13 protein-coding genes are annotated in these 15,652 nt (G+C 62.0%); 4 read left to right on the plus strand and 9 right to left on the minus strand.

The genetic code is table 11. The features are described 5' to 3' along the window. Window positions 1-112: 112 nt before the first annotated feature. The 5 genes from phoR to VGE08_RS23665 form a co-directional block, all read right to left on the minus strand. The gene (phoR, locus tag VGE08_RS23645; RefSeq protein ID WP_331070395.1) at window positions 113-1,447 is read right to left on the minus strand and encodes a phosphate regulon sensor histidine kinase PhoR; all 1,335 of its coding nucleotides are present in this window, start codon (window positions 1,445-1,447) and stop codon (window positions 113-115) included. Window positions 1,448-1,450: 3 nt separating this feature from the next. Further along, window positions 1,451-2,140, minus strand: coding sequence for a phosphate regulon transcriptional regulator PhoB (gene phoB / locus VGE08_RS23650; RefSeq protein WP_331070396.1), 690 nt, complete (start codon window positions 2,138-2,140; stop codon window positions 1,451-1,453). Window positions 2,141-2,606: 466 nt separating this feature from the next. Next, on the minus strand, window positions 2,607-3,278 hold the full coding sequence (gene tsaB, locus VGE08_RS23655; RefSeq protein WP_331070397.1) for a tRNA (adenosine(37)-N6)-threonylcarbamoyltransferase complex dimerization subunit type 1 TsaB: 672 nt from the start codon (window positions 3,276-3,278) through the stop codon (window positions 2,607-2,609). Window positions 3,279-3,337: 59 nt separating this feature from the next. Further along, entirely contained in the window at window positions 3,338-5,332 is a 1,995-nt protein-coding gene (locus tag VGE08_RS23660; protein ID WP_331070398.1) for an ATP-dependent DNA helicase, read from the minus strand. Next, window positions 5,332-5,772, minus strand: a complete 441-nt coding sequence (locus VGE08_RS23665; protein ID WP_331070399.1) for a hypothetical protein — start codon at window positions 5,770-5,772, stop codon at window positions 5,332-5,334. The genes VGE08_RS23660 and VGE08_RS23665 overlap by 1 nt, the downstream gene beginning before the upstream one ends. A gap of 173 nt (window positions 5,773-5,945) precedes the next feature. On the opposite strand from VGE08_RS23665, the gene VGE08_RS23670 reads away from it, so the two are divergent. Continuing rightward, window positions 5,946-7,709: a phosphoenolpyruvate carboxykinase (GTP) gene (locus VGE08_RS23670; protein WP_331070400.1), complete on the plus strand. Its 1,764-nt coding sequence runs from the start codon at window positions 5,946-5,948 to the stop codon at window positions 7,707-7,709. A 139-nt stretch (window positions 7,710-7,848) separates the two neighbouring features. Beyond that, window positions 7,849-8,394: a hypothetical protein gene (locus VGE08_RS23675; RefSeq protein WP_331070401.1), complete on the plus strand. Its 546-nt coding sequence runs from the start codon at window positions 7,849-7,851 to the stop codon at window positions 8,392-8,394. A 163-nt stretch (window positions 8,395-8,557) separates the two neighbouring features. On the opposite strand, the gene VGE08_RS23680 is transcribed toward VGE08_RS23675, so the two are convergent. Next, entirely contained in the window at window positions 8,558-9,472 is a 915-nt protein-coding gene (locus VGE08_RS23680; RefSeq protein WP_331070402.1) for an adenylate/guanylate cyclase domain-containing protein, read from the minus strand. A 265-nt stretch (window positions 9,473-9,737) separates the two neighbouring features. On the opposite strand from VGE08_RS23680, the gene VGE08_RS23685 reads away from it, so the two are divergent. Beyond that, a complete protein-coding gene (locus VGE08_RS23685; RefSeq protein ID WP_331070403.1) occupies window positions 9,738-11,144 on the plus strand; it encodes a M20/M25/M40 family metallo-hydrolase in 1,407 nt (468 codons plus the stop codon). 36 nt (window positions 11,145-11,180) lie between these two features. Here VGE08_RS23685 and dusA read toward each other — a convergent pair whose 3' ends face one another. Beyond that, a complete protein-coding gene (dusA, locus tag VGE08_RS23690) occupies window positions 11,181-12,239 on the minus strand; it encodes a tRNA dihydrouridine(20/20a) synthase DusA (protein WP_414717530.1) in 1,059 nt (352 codons plus the stop codon). A gap of 72 nt (window positions 12,240-12,311) precedes the next feature. Here dusA and VGE08_RS23695 point away from each other — a divergent pair, with 72 nt between their 5' ends. Further along, window positions 12,312-13,523: a tyrosine-type recombinase/integrase gene (locus VGE08_RS23695; protein ID WP_331070405.1), complete on the plus strand. Its 1,212-nt coding sequence runs from the start codon at window positions 12,312-12,314 to the stop codon at window positions 13,521-13,523. Window positions 13,524-13,536: 13 nt separating this feature from the next. On the opposite strand, the gene VGE08_RS23700 is transcribed toward VGE08_RS23695, so the two are convergent. Together VGE08_RS23700 and VGE08_RS23705 are read right to left on the minus strand one after the other, a co-directional pair. Next, complete coding sequence (locus VGE08_RS23700; protein ID WP_331070406.1) at window positions 13,537-13,770, minus strand: pyocin activator PrtN family protein; 234 nt, start codon at window positions 13,768-13,770, stop codon at window positions 13,537-13,539. A 978-nt stretch (window positions 13,771-14,748) separates the two neighbouring features. Further along, complete coding sequence (locus VGE08_RS23705) at window positions 14,749-15,294, minus strand: hypothetical protein (protein ID WP_331070407.1); 546 nt, start codon at window positions 15,292-15,294, stop codon at window positions 14,749-14,751. Between the last annotated feature and the right edge of the window lie 358 nt (window positions 15,295-15,652).

The following is a 15,652-nucleotide window of genomic DNA, read 5'->3' on the forward strand; positions in this document are numbered from 1 at the left end:
GCGCGTATTACAGGAACGTTTCAAGAGGCGATCATCGGACGGCACTCATGTCAGTCGGATGACAGCAGGCCGCGCCGAGCCAGGCTCGGAAAGGGTCAATGTTACAAACGTGCTAAGCGGTGGCGAGCGCGCCCGTGCTGCGCTGGACCACTCGATCGCTGGGGAAGTGACACGTAAAGGTGCTGCCCGCGCCTTCCTTGCTCTTGATCTCCAGAGTGGCGTCGTGGCGCTGCAGGGCATGCTTGACGATGGCCAGCCCCAGCCCCGAGCCACCCATGCTGCGAGCACGGCCGGGGTCGACGCGATAGAAACGTTCGGTCAAGCGAGGAATATGTTCTTCCGCGATGCCGATGCCGGTATCACGCACCGACAGATGCGCGCCCGACTCGTCGGTCCACCAACGCAGCTCGATCTCGCCATCCGGCGGCGTGTATTTGACCGCGTTGGAAATCAAGTTGGAGGCAACCGAATGCAATTCGGACTCCACGCCTTTGAGCAGTGCATTGCTCTCCAACTGCAAGCGCACGTCGCGCGGATGCTGTTCGAGTGCCATGACCTCCTTACGCAACAGCGTTAGCATGCCGGCCATGTCGACGGGCTGATCATCCTGCGTGTGCTCGCCGGACTCGAGCTTCGACAGCTCCAGCAGATCCTTGATGATGGTCCGCATGCGCTCGGCCTGGCGGCGCATTTCCTGCACGGGCGTGTTCCAGGCCGGATCCATGTTGCCGTCCTCAGCAAGCGCATCGAGGTAACCGCTGATCACGGTTAATGGCGAACGCAGCTCGTGCGATGCATTGGCGACGAAGTCCTTGCGCATGGACTGCAGCTGCTGCTCCTGGCTCACATCGCGAATCATCAGCAGCTGACGTTCGGTGGTGCCGGTGCGCACCAAGTTGAAGGCGAGCCAGCGATCGGTTTCCAGGTCCTGCACGATCGCGCCCTCGCTCGGATGGCCGCTGCGCAGGTACTCGACGAACGTCGGATGACGCACCAGGTTCTCGATGCGAATGCCGACATCGCGCTTGCGGCGCAGCCCCAGCCATTCGCCCGCGTGTGCGTTGAACCAGAGAATCTCGTGCTCGGGTCCCAGCAGCACCGCGCCTTCGGGCATCGCCGCGGTGAGGCGGCGAAACTCGCGCAGTAGCTCTCTGACGCGGGCGCGGTGAAACTGCTTGCGTCGGTAGATGCGGCTGATGATCGTCACCACTTCTCCCCATACGCCACTGATGTCCGGCGGGGCCTCGACCCGGCGATAGCGCAGCCAGTACTCCACGCGCAGCACGTTCCACAGCTGCACGAGCGAATAGATGCCGAAGGTGATCGCCAGCGCCAGCGCGACGCGGCCGAACATGAGGCCGAGCAGAAAGGCCACAGCCAGCGCGATACCCAACCGGGAGATGGATTGCCAGCCCGAGGGCGAAATGGCGCCGAGTATCTTCTTCAACGGCTACTCCGAGCGCGTTGAGAACCTGTACCCCGAGCCCCGCACGGTCTGGATGAAACGGTCATAGCTGAAGGCTTCGAGCGCCCTGCGCAAGCGACGGATGTGCACATCGACCGTTCGTTCTTCCACATAGACATTGCCGCCCCACACGCGATCGAGGAGCTGAGCGCGACTGTACACCCGTTCTGCGTGGGTCATGAAGAAGGACAGCAACCTATATTCTGTCGGGCCGAGCTGCACAGTGCGATCACCCACCGTAACGCGGTGGCCGGCGGCGTCGAGCACCAGGCCCTCGGCCTCGATCAGCTGGTCGCCGTTGGTCGAGCGGCGCAGAACCGCGTTGATACGCGCCAGCAGTTCGCGCGGCGAAAACGGCTTGGTGATGTAGTCGTCGGCGCCGCTGTCGAGGCCCATGACCTTGTCCTGCTCCTCGGCACGCGCTGTGAGCATGATCACTGGGACTTCCTGCGTGTCCTTGTCGCGCTTCAAGGCTCGCGTCAGCTCCAGGCCGCTCATGTCCGGGAGCATCCAGTCGATGAGCACCAGGTCGGGGCGCTGGTCCGCGATGCTGGCACGCGCAGCGCTCACATCCGCGGCCTCGCGCACCTCGAAACCACTGCGTCGCAATCCGAACGCAATCATTTCGCGGATGGGTTGCTCGTCCTCGACGATCAGAATTTGCTTGGTTGCCATCGAACTAGTAAGTGACGCCGCCGTATCGATCGTGACTTGGGGCCACAAATTCAAGCACATGGATCACGAGGCACATTACAGCAATGAAGTATTACAGTCCCATGACGAGCGGCGGGGAAATTACTCTGGAATGACAGGGGCGCGAACCAGGTCCGGTGCGCACGCTCCCGACGGCTGTGAGGGCTCCCCCTCACCCCGGCCCTCTCCCCGGAGGGGAGAGGGAGATGGGAGATGAGTCTTGGCCCCTCTCTCCGGAGGGGAGAGGGAGATGGGAGATCTTGGCCCCTCTCTCCGGAGGGGAGAGGGAGATAGGAGATGAGTCTTGGCCCCTCTCCCCGGAGGGGAGAGGGAGATGGGAGAGAGTCTTGGCCCCTCTCCCTTCGGGAGAGGGGTTGGGGTGAGGGTCTGCGCTTGGAGCCGTGCTGTTGACGTGCCATCCGCGCAAGGTCTGTGAACTGTGCCCGGCTCACGTGCTTTTGACGTGAGCCACCTGATCGCGAACGTATACAGGCTCGGCCTCGACCGCCGGCTTAGCGCGTCCTGCGCGGAATTCAGCCTCCGCCAAAAGCGCGATGTCGCTCGCACGAGGCAACGTCGAGTCATGAACGATGCGCCCGCTCGTGGCCAATCGCGAGCGCAACTGGGCATAAGCCTTGAAGCCTGTGCCGGCCAAGACGCTGTAGTCGCTATCGGCGACTGCATCGGGCGGATCGACGCGTTCCGGCCCGAGCGAGCTCACCAGTTCACTGCCCTGCTCGCGCGCAAAGCTCGACCAGTACACCTGATCCATGCGTGCATCCATGCACACCAGAATGCGATCACCGGGCCGCGCCACTTGCTGCGCGACCGCCGCGAGGTTCGACACACCGACCGTCATCAGCTGTGCACCAAACGCCAGTCCCTGAACGACACCGACCGCGATCCGTACTCCAGTGAACGCGCCCGGCCCTCGCCCGTAGGCAATGCCGTCGAGGTCCGCCAGTTTCAGCCCGGCTTCCTGCAACACCGATTCCACCATCGGCAAGACCAGATCCGCGTGGCCGCGTGGCTGCTCGCTCGCGCGCTCGATGACTCGTCCGTCGATGCGCAGGGCGACGGAGCAGCGTTCGGTGGCGGTGTCGATGGCGAGCAGGCGCATGGATTTAAAAGTGACTAATGAATGGTGACTAATGACTGGTCAGAAGAAGAAGAAAAGCGTTACCAGTCGACGGCGGCGGAAGGATTCATCGCATCGGGATCGGGCGCGAGTCCGATCTCGCTCAGCCTTTCGAACAGGAACTGCTGAACGTCGACGAGATTTTCGGTGCGCGGCATCGAGGGCAGGCTGTCGAGGAAGATCCGGCCATAGCCCTTGGTCCGCACCCGTTCGTCACACAGCATGATCACGCCAAAGTCGTTCGGATCGCGCATCAAGCGCCCGACCCCTTGCTTCAACGTGATCACCGCCTGCGGAATCTGCTCCTCGAAGAAGGCATTGCCACCGCGACGTTCGATCGCATCCAGTCGTGCTTTGAGTACGGGATCATCGGGAGCGGCGAACGGCAGCTTGTCGATGATCACCACCGACAGCGCAGCGCCCTTCACATCGACGCCTTCCCAGAAGCTGCTCGTGCCCAGCAGTACCGCGTTGCCGCGCTCTCTAAACTTCGTCAGCAAGACTTCGCGAGGAGCATCGCCCTGAACCAGCACGGGGAACGGCAAGGCAGGTCCCAGACGCGCCAGCAACGAATCGGCGGCTTCACGCAAGGCACGATGGCTGGTGAACAGCATGAACGCGCGACCACCGCTCGCACGCAATACTGGCAGCGCGGCGTCCACGACACTCCCGGTATGCCGAGGCGATGACGGCGGCGGCAGTCCCTTCGGCAGATACAGCATCGTCTGCGACTCATAATCGAACGGACTGCCGAACCGCGCAGTGCGCGCGTCGCGCATGCCAATGCGCTGCATGAAATGTTCGAAGCTCTCGCCGATGGCCAGTGTCGCCGACGTGCACACCCACGCAGCCGCGTGCTCCTGCACCAGGTCGCCCAGTTGTTCGGCGATGTCCAGCGGCACCAGATGGAATGACACGCCCTGCCCCGAACTCTGCGCCCAACGCACACTCGCGGTGGCGGCCTGCGACTCTTCCTCGATCATCGAGCCCAACCGGCTCGACAACTCGATACTGCGCCGTTGCAGATTCGCGAGCCCCGCACTGTCCTTCGCGGCTTCGTTCAGCGAAGCCGACAAGTCGTCCAGCGAGCTGCGCAGATTGGCGAGCGCTTCGACAACCGAAGCTGGCCAGTCCTTGAACTCGCAGCGCTCGCGCCGGGTTCTGAGCGCGTCCTGCACGTCGACCAGCTGTCGCTCGATGGTCTGAGAGAAGGCGGCGGAAACTGACTGCTGCGGCCCGCTCAACATCAACTCGCTGCCGAGATCGCGAGCTAGCGATTGCAGCTGGCGACTGGAAACGGTGAAGCCGAGAAAGTTTGCGGCGACATCCGGCAACTGATGCGCCTCGTCGATGACGATCGCGTCCGCGCCCGGCAGCAAGTCGCCGAAGCCCTCTTCCTTGAGCACCAAGTCAGCCATCAGCAAGTGATGATTGACGACGACGACGTCGGCAGCCTGCGCGTTGCGGCGCGCGTTGACGACATGACAGCCATCGAACGATGGACAGTCGGGGCCAAGGCAGTTGTCGCGAGTCGAGGTGACCCAAGGCCACACCGGGTCCGAGTCGCTGAGTTGAGCCAGCTCCGCGATATCGCCACCTTTGGTGGCGTTCGCCCAGGTCCTGACGCGGCCCAATGCGGTGGCGACTTCACGTCGCAAGCCACGAGAGATTGCTTGTTGTTCCGCCAGCTCGAGGCGATGCAGGCAAAGGTAGTTCGCGCGCCCCTTCAATAACGCGACGCGCGCAGGTCGCCCGATCGCCGCGGCGACGGTCGGCAAATCTCGATGGAACAACTGATCCTGCAGATTGCGCGTGCCGGTGGAAATGATCACGCGCCGGCCCGACAACAACGCAGGCACGAGATACGCGAACGTCTTGCCGGTGCCCGTGCCTGCTTCAACGATCAGCCGGCCATGCGAGCGCAGCGCCTGCCACACCTGCTCGGCCATGGCGATCTGTTCATCGCGCGTGGCGAAGCCCGGGATCGCCGCGGCCAACGGTCCTTCGGCCCCGAAGATGTCTTCGAAATCCTGCATCAGTTGAAAGTAGCGCGAAACCGCGCCAGTGCGGTCGCTCCAGGCGCGAGCGGATTGCGCAGCCGCCAGCGGATGTGGGTGTAGCGTTCCGGCGGCGCCTTGGCGCCGTCGGGCAGCTTCAGATCCGTGGCCGGCGCAAACGTCTGCCCGCCATCGATCGAAAACTCGATCTCGGTGCCCGGCCCCGACGCCGATCCGGCAACGTAGGTGGTGTTGGCGGGGATCATCTGATTAACCTGGACGTTATTGGCAAATACCGGCGTCGGGTTGGTGATTCGCAGCGTGTAGTAGACCACCTGGCCCTGTGCCAGCCGTTTCGCCGGGACCATGCGGAAGCTGGGATGCTCGGACGTGCCGCTGGTTTCGCGGACCTCGGCGATCAGCTGAGTGCGCAACTCGACCGCCTCGGTGGCCCTCACCACGGTGGCGAACGTTGTCATCGCCACGAGCACTAAAGCAAGGAATTTCATTCGGTTACGACGATTTCCAGCATTCCTTCGACAACCCTCGTGTCACAACTGCCGACAAGCCATGCAGCGCCAAAGGCGCCGGGTATAATCACTGGCACTAATACATCTATGAGTTTTCATGAAACCCGGAGGTTGCGTCTCTAATGTCCACGTCTAATGCATCGCTCAAACGCTGGGTGGAGGAAGTCGCCCGCCTGACCCAGCCGGCAGCCATCCATTGGTGCAACGGATCGGACGCCGAGAACAGCGCGCTGATCGATGCGATGCTCCAGAGCGGGGATCTTATCAAGCTCAACCAGGACACCCATCCCAATTGCTATCTGCACCGCTCCAACCCTTCGGATGTGGCCCGCGTCGAGCACCTGACCTTCGTCTGCACGCGCAATAAAGAAGACGCCGGCCCGAACAACAACTGGATGGATCCGGCCGAAGCTCATCGCAAGGTCGACGACCTGTTTGCCGGGGCCATGAAGGGCCGGACCATGTACGTGGTCCCGTATTGCATGGGCCCGATCGATTCGCCGTTTGCCCGCTGCGGCATCGAGATCACCGACAGTCCCTACGTCGTCGCGAACATGCGCCTCATGACGCGCATGGGCGATGCCGCCCTCAAGCGCATCGAGCGCGAAGACAAATACGTGAAGGGCCTGCACTCCATCGGCGACCTGAATCCCGACCGCCGCTTCATCATGCACTTCCCCGAGGAGCTGACCATCAAGAGCGTGGGCTCCGGTTACGGCGGCAACGCGTTGCTCGGCAAGAAGTGCCACGCCTTGCGCATCGCCAGCTGGCAGGCGCGCGAAGAAGGCTGGCTCGCCGAGCACATGCTGCTCATGGGCCTGCAGAGCCCCGAAGGCAAGACGCATTACATCGCCGCGGCCTTCCCGTCCGCATGCGGCAAGACCAACCTGGCGATGCTGGTGCCGCCCAAATCGATGCCGGGCTGGAAAATCTGGACGCTGGGCGACGACATCAGCTGGTTGCATGTCGATGCCCAGGGTCAGCTGCGCGCCATCAATCCCGAGTCGGGCTACTTCGGCGTGGTGCCGGGCACCAACCGCAAGACCAACAGCAATGCCTACGACATGATCCAGCGTGACACCATTTTCACGAATGTCGCGATGACGGCGGACAATCAGCCGTGGTGGGAAGGACTGGAGAGCGGCACGCCGGCCGTCGACTGGCAAGGCAAGCCGTACCAATCCGGCAATGGTCCGGCCGCGCATCCGAACTCGCGCTTCACCGTTTCGGCGAAGCAGAATCCGATCTACTCCACTCTGGCGGATGCGCCCGAGGGCGTGCCGATTTCGGCGATCCTGTTCGGTGGCCGTCGTCGTGAAGTCGCCCCGCTCGTCTATGAAGCGCGCAACTGGGCACACGGCGTGCTGGTCGGCGCGGGCATGGCTTCGGAAACCACCGCGGCCGCAACCGGTCAGACCGGTGTCGTGCGTCGCGACTCCATGGCGATGAAGCCGTTCGCCGGCTACAACTTTGGCGACTACTGGAGCCATTGGCTCAAGTTCGGCAACGCCAAGAACGCGAGCAACCTGCCGAAGATTTTCCACGTGAACTGGTTCCGCCAGGATCGCAATGGCAAATTCATGTGGCCCGGCTTCGGCGAGAACCTGCGCGTGCTGCGCTGGATCGCCGATCGCTGCGAGGGCAAGGCCCAGGCCGTCGAGACGCCGATCGGTTTCGTGCCACGCAAGCAGGATCTGGACACTCGCGGTCTGGACATGGACCCCGCGACGCTGGAAACACTGCTGTCCATCGACAGTGCCGCCTGGCGCCAGGAAGTCGATGCCATCGGCAAATACCTCGACGAGTTCGGCAGCCGCGTGCCGCGTGAGCTGCGCGACGAGTTGAACGGCGTGGCCAAGCGACTGGAAAGCGCGAACGCAGCCTGAAACAATGTCCCTGGCGGGCGGCGACGCATGCATGGCGTCGCCGCCCGCACATCTGCTAGAAATCACATCCGTGTCGAACCAAGGAAGATCGCACGCCGGTCGCCCTCCGCAATGAAGACCGCGTGTCCAGAGGAAGGATATGCCGCGAAGATTCACGATCCTGGTCAGCCTGCTCGGCTTGCTGCTCGCCGCCTGTGGCCATTCCGGGCATGACCCCAACCCGCACGAGCCCGGGCCGAATGGCGAGCCAGGCAAGTTGCCCAACGTACACGCCAGGCAGTTCCGCGTCGCCAAGCGCGACTACTTCACCGCCATGAACGAGTTCTATTCGTTCGTGCGCGCGCAGGGCTTCGACAAGGTCGGTTTCGGCTCCTGCTTCGGCGACATCCTGGACGACAGTGCCGACGACGAGAACAAACATCTGCCCTGTCTCGGCGTGTACGCCGTCAAGGGCTCGCCGGCCAGGGCGCACATGACCTTCACCGTGCTGAACAAGGATTTCGATCGGCTCGACTACAACGACTTTCTCACCTGCCGCATCGATATCCATATCCACGAGGCCTATCAGCGGGTGCTCGACCTGCGCTCCGATTTTCATGCCGAGGTCGATGCCAGGCTGGAAGCGCTGGATCGCAAGGTCGAGATGGGTTTCGGCGGGCCGTCGTATGGCATGCGTGGCCGCTGAAGGACACAGCGGCGACCAGTGGCGACGTGGTGCAAGTTGCGGGTAAGCCGACGGCCCGCGATGGCGGACTGTTACGGAAATGACTCGTGACAGTCAGACGATGAGCATGTGGCCGCCCTGCTCCGTTCGGCCGAGCCGCTCGGCGCAGCGCGCAAAAAACGTCTTATTCTTCGCAGACGAATCGGACCGTCAGGGACGAATTGTTCTCCGGCACGCGGCCGAAGCCGATCAGACCCTCGCCCTTCAATTGCATCGTGTCACGACGCACGAACGCTTCCTCGCCATCACGCGTGGTGACGAAGGTACCATTGGTGCTCTGATCGACCAGTTGAAACTTGTTGCGCACCAGCTCGATCTTGGCGTGCAGGCGCGAGATCAGATTGCCCTTCACGACGATGTCGTTCTCTTCGGCACGGCCGATCGCAATATTGGAACGACTCTCGTCGACCACGATCTCCTGCCCCTGGAATCGCAAGCGCAGCCGGCGCGCACGTTGTTTCTCACGATTGGCGGCCGACGCGCCGAGCGCGATCGCCGGCAACATGCTGGTGGCGTCTTCTTTCTGCCAGAGCACCTCGAACAGCTCGTCCTCGCTGGTCTTGCCCTTGAGGGTGGCCACGTCGATCTGCCGCACGGCCGACTGCCACTCTGGCGCCAGGCGCTCGACCATGGCGCTGGTGATCATGATCTGCCCCGCCTTGGCCTGGCTGGTCATACGGTTGGCGGTGTGCACCGCGGCGCCGAAGATGTCCCGGTTCTCGAGCACCACCGGCCCGAAGTGGCCGCCGATACGGATGGCGATGGGCTGGCCTTCCACCTTGAGCTCGGCATGGATGCGGATGTCGTGCTGCATGCGGCTGCCGGCATTGATGGCATCGTTCGCGGTGGGAAACGTGGCCATGATCTCGTCGCCGATGGTCTTGATGACGGTGCCGTGATTCTGCTCGGTGGCCGCCCGCATGATCTCCACGCAGGTCAGCACCATGTCCCGGGCGCGCAAATCGCCCATGACCTCGTAGATTCGCGTGCTGCCGACCACATCGGCAAACAGGATGGCTAGTTCTATGTCCTTTCCCATGACCTCTTGGCGCTCATCATCGTTCCCCGTCGGGTCGCTGGCCCATTGGTATCCTTGCTGCTGACGCGCGAGGTACCGGCCGCAACGGACGGCTGTGCACGGGCGGCAGTATATACGACAACGCTACATAACCCTGCTCGATCCACCGACCGCGGTCGGTACCGGCCATCGGCAGGGCCAAAAAGGAGTTCGGATGCTCGAAATGGTCCCCCCCACCGGCCGACCGGCCCGGCCTTGCGCCCAGCTCCCCGCCCTGGGCGGCGTCATGTTTTTGGCGCTGTTACTGATTCTAGCGGTCTGGACCGGCCCGGCCGCGGCTCAATCCACCACCGTTGCCGATTGGGGCGAGGCCGATCTGGCCACGGCCGCCGCCCTCCGCGACCGCGCGCTGAAAGGCACTTCGGCCTATGACCATGTAAGCTCGCTGGTCACGGAAGTCGGGCCCCGCCTGGCCGGCTCCCCCGGCGACGAGGCCGCGGTGCGGTGGGCCATGAACCGGCTCGGAAAGCTCGGCTTCACCGGTGTGCGCAGTCAGGATGTGCTGGTACCCCGCTGGGTTCGCGGCACCACAGAGGTCAGCTTGCTGGGCGCCGCGCCTCAGGCATTGGTCGCGGCCACGCTGGGCGGCAGCATCGGCACCTCAGAGGAGGGCATCGAGGCCGCAGTGATCGAAGTCCCCTCCTTGGACGCCCTGATCGGCAATGAGGCCCCTGACGTAAAGAACAAGATCGTTTTTATCAACGAGCGCATGGAACGCACCAAGGACGGCGCCAGCTACGGCAAGACCGTGGGGAATCGCGTCCGAGGCGCGAGTGCAGCGGCCAATCTTGGCGCAGTTGCGGTGGTGATCCGTTCCGTGGGCACTTCGGATGAGCGCTTTGCTCACACCGGCCGCATGGTCTACGACATGGATGCGCCGCGCATTCCGGCGTTCTCGCTCTCGAATCCTGATGCAGATTCGTTGTCGCGGCACCTGAAAGCAAACAAGCAAACACGTCTTCGCCTGAAGTCCACGGCTCGCGAGTTACCGCCCGCCTGGTCCGCCAATGTCATTGGCGAAATCCCAGGCACCGATCGCGCCGACGAGATCGTGCTGCTCGGCGCTCATCTCGATTCCTGGGACCTGGGCCAGGGTGCTCTGGATGATGGCGCCGGCGTGGCCATCGTCGTCGAAGCCGCCCGCTTGATTTCACGGCTGGATCGCAAGCCCAAACGGACGATTCGCGTGGTGCTGTTCGCCAACGAAGAGTTCGGCCTGTCGGGCGCCAAAGAATATGCGCGCCTCATCGGCGACGAACACATGAAGCACGTTCTGGCAATGGAAGCGGACACCGGCATCGGCCCCGTCATCCGCCTCGAAACCCAGGTTGCACCCGAATCCCTCGGCGCGATCGAGACCATGCGCAAGGCACTGCAGCCGCTGGCTGTCGAAGCTGGCAACAACACCGCCAGCGGCGGCGCCGACCTCGGCCCTTTGCGCTCTCTCGGCGTGCCTGTGCTGGATCCAGTGCTCGATGCCAGCCTCTACTTCGACGTACACCACACGATGAACGACACCCTCGCCAAGGTCGACGCCAAGGTGCTGGACCAAACCGTCGCCGCGTATGCGGTGATGGCTTACCTGGCGGCGACCAAGCAGGACGACTTCGGCCGGCTGGCGCCTGATCGGTGAGCGCGTTCAGCACGTCTCGCGTCGAACGCGCGAGACTCAGGCGGCCTGCACGATCCGCAAGGCGTCGAGCAGCAGCTCTGCGCCTGCCGTGGGGCGTCCCGCCCCTTCGGACAAGTAGCGCCGCCACGAGCGAACTCTAGGCAGACCCGCATATAAGCCTTGCACGTGCTTGACCATGCTCCGCAACCGATGGCCTTCGGCCAGCCGGGTGCGCACATAGTCCGCATATTGCTCGATGACCTGCTCGCGCGCCGGCAAGTTCCAGCCCGGATTGAAGACCGCCTGCTCGAGCTGCGCCAACAGATACGGATTCGAGTACGCCTCGCGCCCGATCATCACGCCGTCGAATGTTTGCAAATGTGTCTGCACTTCTTCGACGGTACGAATGCCGCCGTTGAGCACGAACGTCAGCTTGGGAAACTCGGCACGCAAAGCGCTGACGACGTCGTACCTCAGCGGCGGGACCTCGCGGTTCTCTTTCGGGCTCAATCCTTTCAGGATGGCCTTGCGCGCATGCACGATGAACACCTCGCAACCCGCAGCGGCCACCGTCGCGATGAACTGGCGCAGAAACTCGAACTCATCGCCCGCCTGCGGCATGGGCTCGATACCGATTCTGCACTTCACCGTCACCGGCACCCTCACCGCCTCGCGCATCGCGCTCACGCACTCCGCCACCAACGGCGGCTCGCCCATCAAGCACGCCCCAAAGCTACCACTCTGCACGCGCTCGCTCGGGCATCCGCAGTTCAGATTGATTTCGTCATACCCCGCCTGCTCTCCCATGCGGGCCGCGATCGCCAGTTCCTTCGGATCACTTCCGCCCAACTGCAGAGCGACCGGATGCTCGGCTTCGTCGTAAGTAAGCAGACGCGCACCGTCCCCCCGCACCAGGGCGGCCGAGGTCAGCATCTCTGTATATAAGAGCGTGCTCGGGCTCAGCAGGCGCAGGAAATACCGACAGTGGCGGTCGGTGTAGTCCATCATAGGAGCTACACTGATGCGATTATGCCGCCTGACCCCTGAAGAATCGGGTTTTCGCCCGCCGTTTCTGCTGCTTTCCGACTCCGTCATTTCAGCGCTATTTCCGGGCATTTGTGGGCATTTATTGCTGGCAATTGTCCCAAATTTGTCCCCAAATGGGCTTGGGACAATTGGGAGGTCGCCATGGCCACAATCGTAACAAGAAAGGGGGTTGCGGGCCCTAGCTTTCAAGCACGGTTGCGGCTCACGCGGGATGGGGAGCTCATCCATAAGGAGTCCAAGACTTTTTCCACGAAGGCGGCTGCAAAGAGCTGGGCGCAAGGGCGAGAGGTCGAACTCACGGACCCGAAGGCCCTTGCTGTCGCCATATCTGGCGGCACTTGCACCCTCGCAACCCTCATTCGCTGGTACATCGAAACCTTCGAGACGATCTCCCCTTGGCAACGCTCGAAGCAATCTGCCCTTGAGTACCTGGAAAAGCATGTGATCGGCCAGCTAGATCCCCTGACCGTCACAGCCGACGTCCTTATCAACCACATCAGGCAGCGGCGCCTGGGTGGCGCCGGTCCCTCCACCGCCGCGAATGACCTAATTTGGATCCGGATCGTTCTAGATGCCGCGCGGGCGGGAAAGAAACTCCCGATTCCCATCGAAGTAGTAGATGAGGCCCGCGAATTCTGTCTCAAGCACCGCTTAATCGCCAAAAGTAAGCGGCGGGAACGACGACCGACAAACCAGGAGTTGGAGAAGCTCGACGGACACTTCCAGATTCGGGACCGCCACAAGGCCACGGTCGTCCCCATGAGGCCAATGACGTGGTTCGGTATCACATCGACTCGCAGACAATCGGAGAGCTGCCGATTGGAGCATGCCGACAACGACCCTGTCGCGCAGACAGGCCTCGTTAGAGATGCCAAACATCCGCGGGAGAAGCTCGGCAATCACCTAAGGTTCAAATACACACCAGAGGCGTGGGGCATCATCCAAGTGCAACCGGTATTGGGGCCGTACATCTTTCCGTACGAGCCGCGCACCGTCAGTGACGCGTTCACGACCGCGTGTCGGATACTGGGTATCGAGGACCTGCACTATCACGATCTCCGGCATGAGGCGATCAGTCGGTTGTTCGAACTTGGGTACGACATTCACGAAGTGGCTCAGTTTTCCTTGCATTCCTCGTGGGAAGACTTGAAACGCTATACGCACCTGAGACCCGAGAATCTGAGACAAATCATCCGAAAGCCGTCGGGAGAAATTGAAGTGATCAGCTCACCGATCAAGATCACGACGTTGTCATGCCCACCGGCTATAGAGCTGATACCGCCGACCACACGTGCTTCAAGAGCACAGATATTTCGCCGACTGGAGGCAATGGAAACGCAGATGCAAGCATAAACGTTGGAGCGAACTACCGGGCCGCACGATTACGTTGCTTATCGATCAGCTCCGCCAAGTCAGCGGCACTGACGAGCCAAGGCGCCTTCTGCGATCCAAGGCGAAAGACTCGACACGGAAGCAAGCCCGTCGGCGCACGTCGACGGGCCTCGTCCTCACTCAATCCGAAATACTTGGGAGCAACCTTCTGGAGGGGGATGTTGGCTTCGCCGAACTCCGCGAGAAGACCAAAGTATGTGTTGTTCATACGAGCAGTCTCCGGACTGGTGCGATGACCCCAAGGTGTACGCCGGCACCGAAGAACGCAATGCGAGTTTCTTTCGACTTCTTGTTCAAACTCTTGTCGCATCCGGTCGCAAGAGCCGCCCAAACCGCGACACTTCAAAACCTGTCGCCTTCTGTCGCACGCGAGCAGATCTTTGTGCAGCTTCCTCAGCGGGAAGGGGGAAGCAACCTTAGCAAAGGAGCGCTCACACTCCATGCGGAAATAGCAGAATAGTCAGCGCATTGCCTGGATCGGAGCATTCGGGATCAAAACCCGGACAAGGATTCGCGTAATCAGTAACTTACTGATTAAGCCCTGTCTTTCAGTCCCCTCGAGTCCCACTGATTCCCCGTAGCTGGCACCAGCGATACAGGTGAACGAGTTACAGCACACGCTCGAAAGCGGGAGGCGCAATCTGGCTCGGCCGCCATGCTTCTAGGCTTATAGGCTGACCGGGCCTCGGTCGGAACGCTGCCGCAGATTCGGCGCTTCAGCATCCTCGCCACCGTTGGCCAAGCCCGCGCGGCTAGCTGCCCCTCAGCTCTTAGAAGTCGATTCACCAGACATCATCTAAGAAATACCCCCCGCCTCCCACGCAGGCAGGTGACAAGACCAGAAGCAACCCGGACGGTGGCGCCGGCAACAGGGAGTCGCAGCCTGTCGCAACCCGTCGCTCGATTTGGCTGTAGTCGCATCCATGTACATCCCGAACACTCGTTTGAATATGATCCCATGGGCGCTGGTACTCATCGGCGTCTCGGAGGGCTGCTCGGCTCGAAATGGCGCTGCCAAGCTAAATTCGAGGCCACCTTAGACAAACTCTGCGCGTCTGGTCTAGCTCCCCCCGGCCGGAGTCCAGCCGATCAAGTCTTCGCTTTACTCAGCCGGACCAGCCACGAGGACCTCGACCAATCTCGCATCAACGATGCGACGGCGCTCGCGAAAGTTACAAGGGGGAACTCACAGAGGGAAGGTCGGAATCGAGTTCCAGTCGGGAAAGTAGACGCCGCCGAAGACAACGGTTTCGCGCAGGGGTTGCGTTGTCATCTCTCCTTGCCAGTACCGATGCGCATTCCCCTCCCAGTCCGCGGCCTGTGCGTTCAACAGCACCGAGTCCGCCGTGTGGCGGACCGCGCTCGAAAACAAGCGACACTCGAAGACATTGGTTGGAACTCCCGTAAACCATATCTGCTGAGCGCGGATCGCGTGCGCGCGATCGTCGAAAACAAATAAGGCGCCTAGGCGAGAGGGCAGCGCTGCGTACGATTCAGTACGCACCCGTTCAAATAATTGCTCCTTCTCCCGGTCCTGGTGTGTCGCGGAATACGGCGTCACCGCACCCAGTAGGCCACTGGCCACCATCGCTGAGGCAGAAAGCAAATAGCCTTGGCTTACGCGAACGTTGTTTTGAAACATAAAGGCGCCGGGGCCTCGCTGGGCGACCACATGCCAGTGCGACACATCGTCGATCGGAGTCGGTCCAAGATAAGTCGTCACAATGGGCATTGGCTAATTGGCGGGGAGTCGCGCGCGTGGTTTCGTGTTGAGATTCTGACCGCCAAGCTGGCATAGAACAAGAACTGCCGGTGCTCCACAATTTTCGCAGTGAGCAGATCAAGCTCGCCAGCTGCCGCTCCTGCAGCAAGGTGACGAACCTGCAACCTGTCGCACGATATTTCGCTCTGTTTCAATATTCATCGATTGAGCGCCGTGACAGGTTAAATACGACCGTTCAAAACGGTCTCGAAGTAGCTGGGATAGTCCAGGAGCTTCTCGCGAACAGTGTCGACCTTCGCCGCAACCAGATCGCCGATATTCGTTGTGAACTCATCGACCTCCAGCACGTCCCGCAGATCCTGGGCCA

This window comes from Steroidobacter sp., from assembly GCF_036406195.1.
In the GTDB taxonomy this organism is placed as follows: Bacteria; Pseudomonadota; Gammaproteobacteria; order Steroidobacterales; family Steroidobacteraceae; genus Steroidobacter.

Coding starts and splice junctions, on each gene's coding strand:
- phoB (WP_331070396.1), bottom strand. CDS start 2,140: ATGGCAACCAAGCAAATTCTGATCGTCGAGGACGAGCAACCCATCCGC.
- tsaB (WP_331070397.1), bottom strand. CDS start 3,278: ATGCGCCTGCTCGCCATCGACACCGCCACCGAACGCTGCTCCGTCGCC.
- VGE08_RS23660 (WP_331070398.1), bottom strand. CDS start 5,332: ATGCAGGATTTCGAAGACATCTTCGGGGCCGAAGGACCGTTGGCCGCG.
- VGE08_RS23665 (WP_331070399.1), bottom strand. CDS start 5,772: ATGACAACGTTCGCCACCGTGGTGAGGGCCACCGAGGCGGTCGAGTTG.
- VGE08_RS23670 (WP_331070400.1), top strand. CDS start 5,946: ATGTCCACGTCTAATGCATCGCTCAAACGCTGGGTGGAGGAAGTCGCC.
- VGE08_RS23675 (WP_331070401.1), top strand. CDS start 7,849: ATGCCGCGAAGATTCACGATCCTGGTCAGCCTGCTCGGCTTGCTGCTC.
- VGE08_RS23680 (WP_331070402.1), bottom strand. CDS start 9,472: ATGGGAAAGGACATAGAACTAGCCATCCTGTTTGCCGATGTGGTCGGC.
- VGE08_RS23685 (WP_331070403.1), top strand. CDS start 9,738: ATGTTTTTGGCGCTGTTACTGATTCTAGCGGTCTGGACCGGCCCGGCC.
- dusA (WP_414717530.1), bottom strand. CDS start 12,239: ATGCCCGGAAATAGCGCTGAAATGACGGAGTCGGAAAGCAGCAGAAAC.
- VGE08_RS23695 (WP_331070405.1), top strand. CDS start 12,312: ATGGCCACAATCGTAACAAGAAAGGGGGTTGCGGGCCCTAGCTTTCAA.
- VGE08_RS23700 (WP_331070406.1), bottom strand. CDS start 13,770: ATGAACAACACATACTTTGGTCTTCTCGCGGAGTTCGGCGAAGCCAAC.
- VGE08_RS23705 (WP_331070407.1), bottom strand. CDS start 15,294: ATGCCCATTGTGACGACTTATCTTGGACCGACTCCGATCGACGATGTG.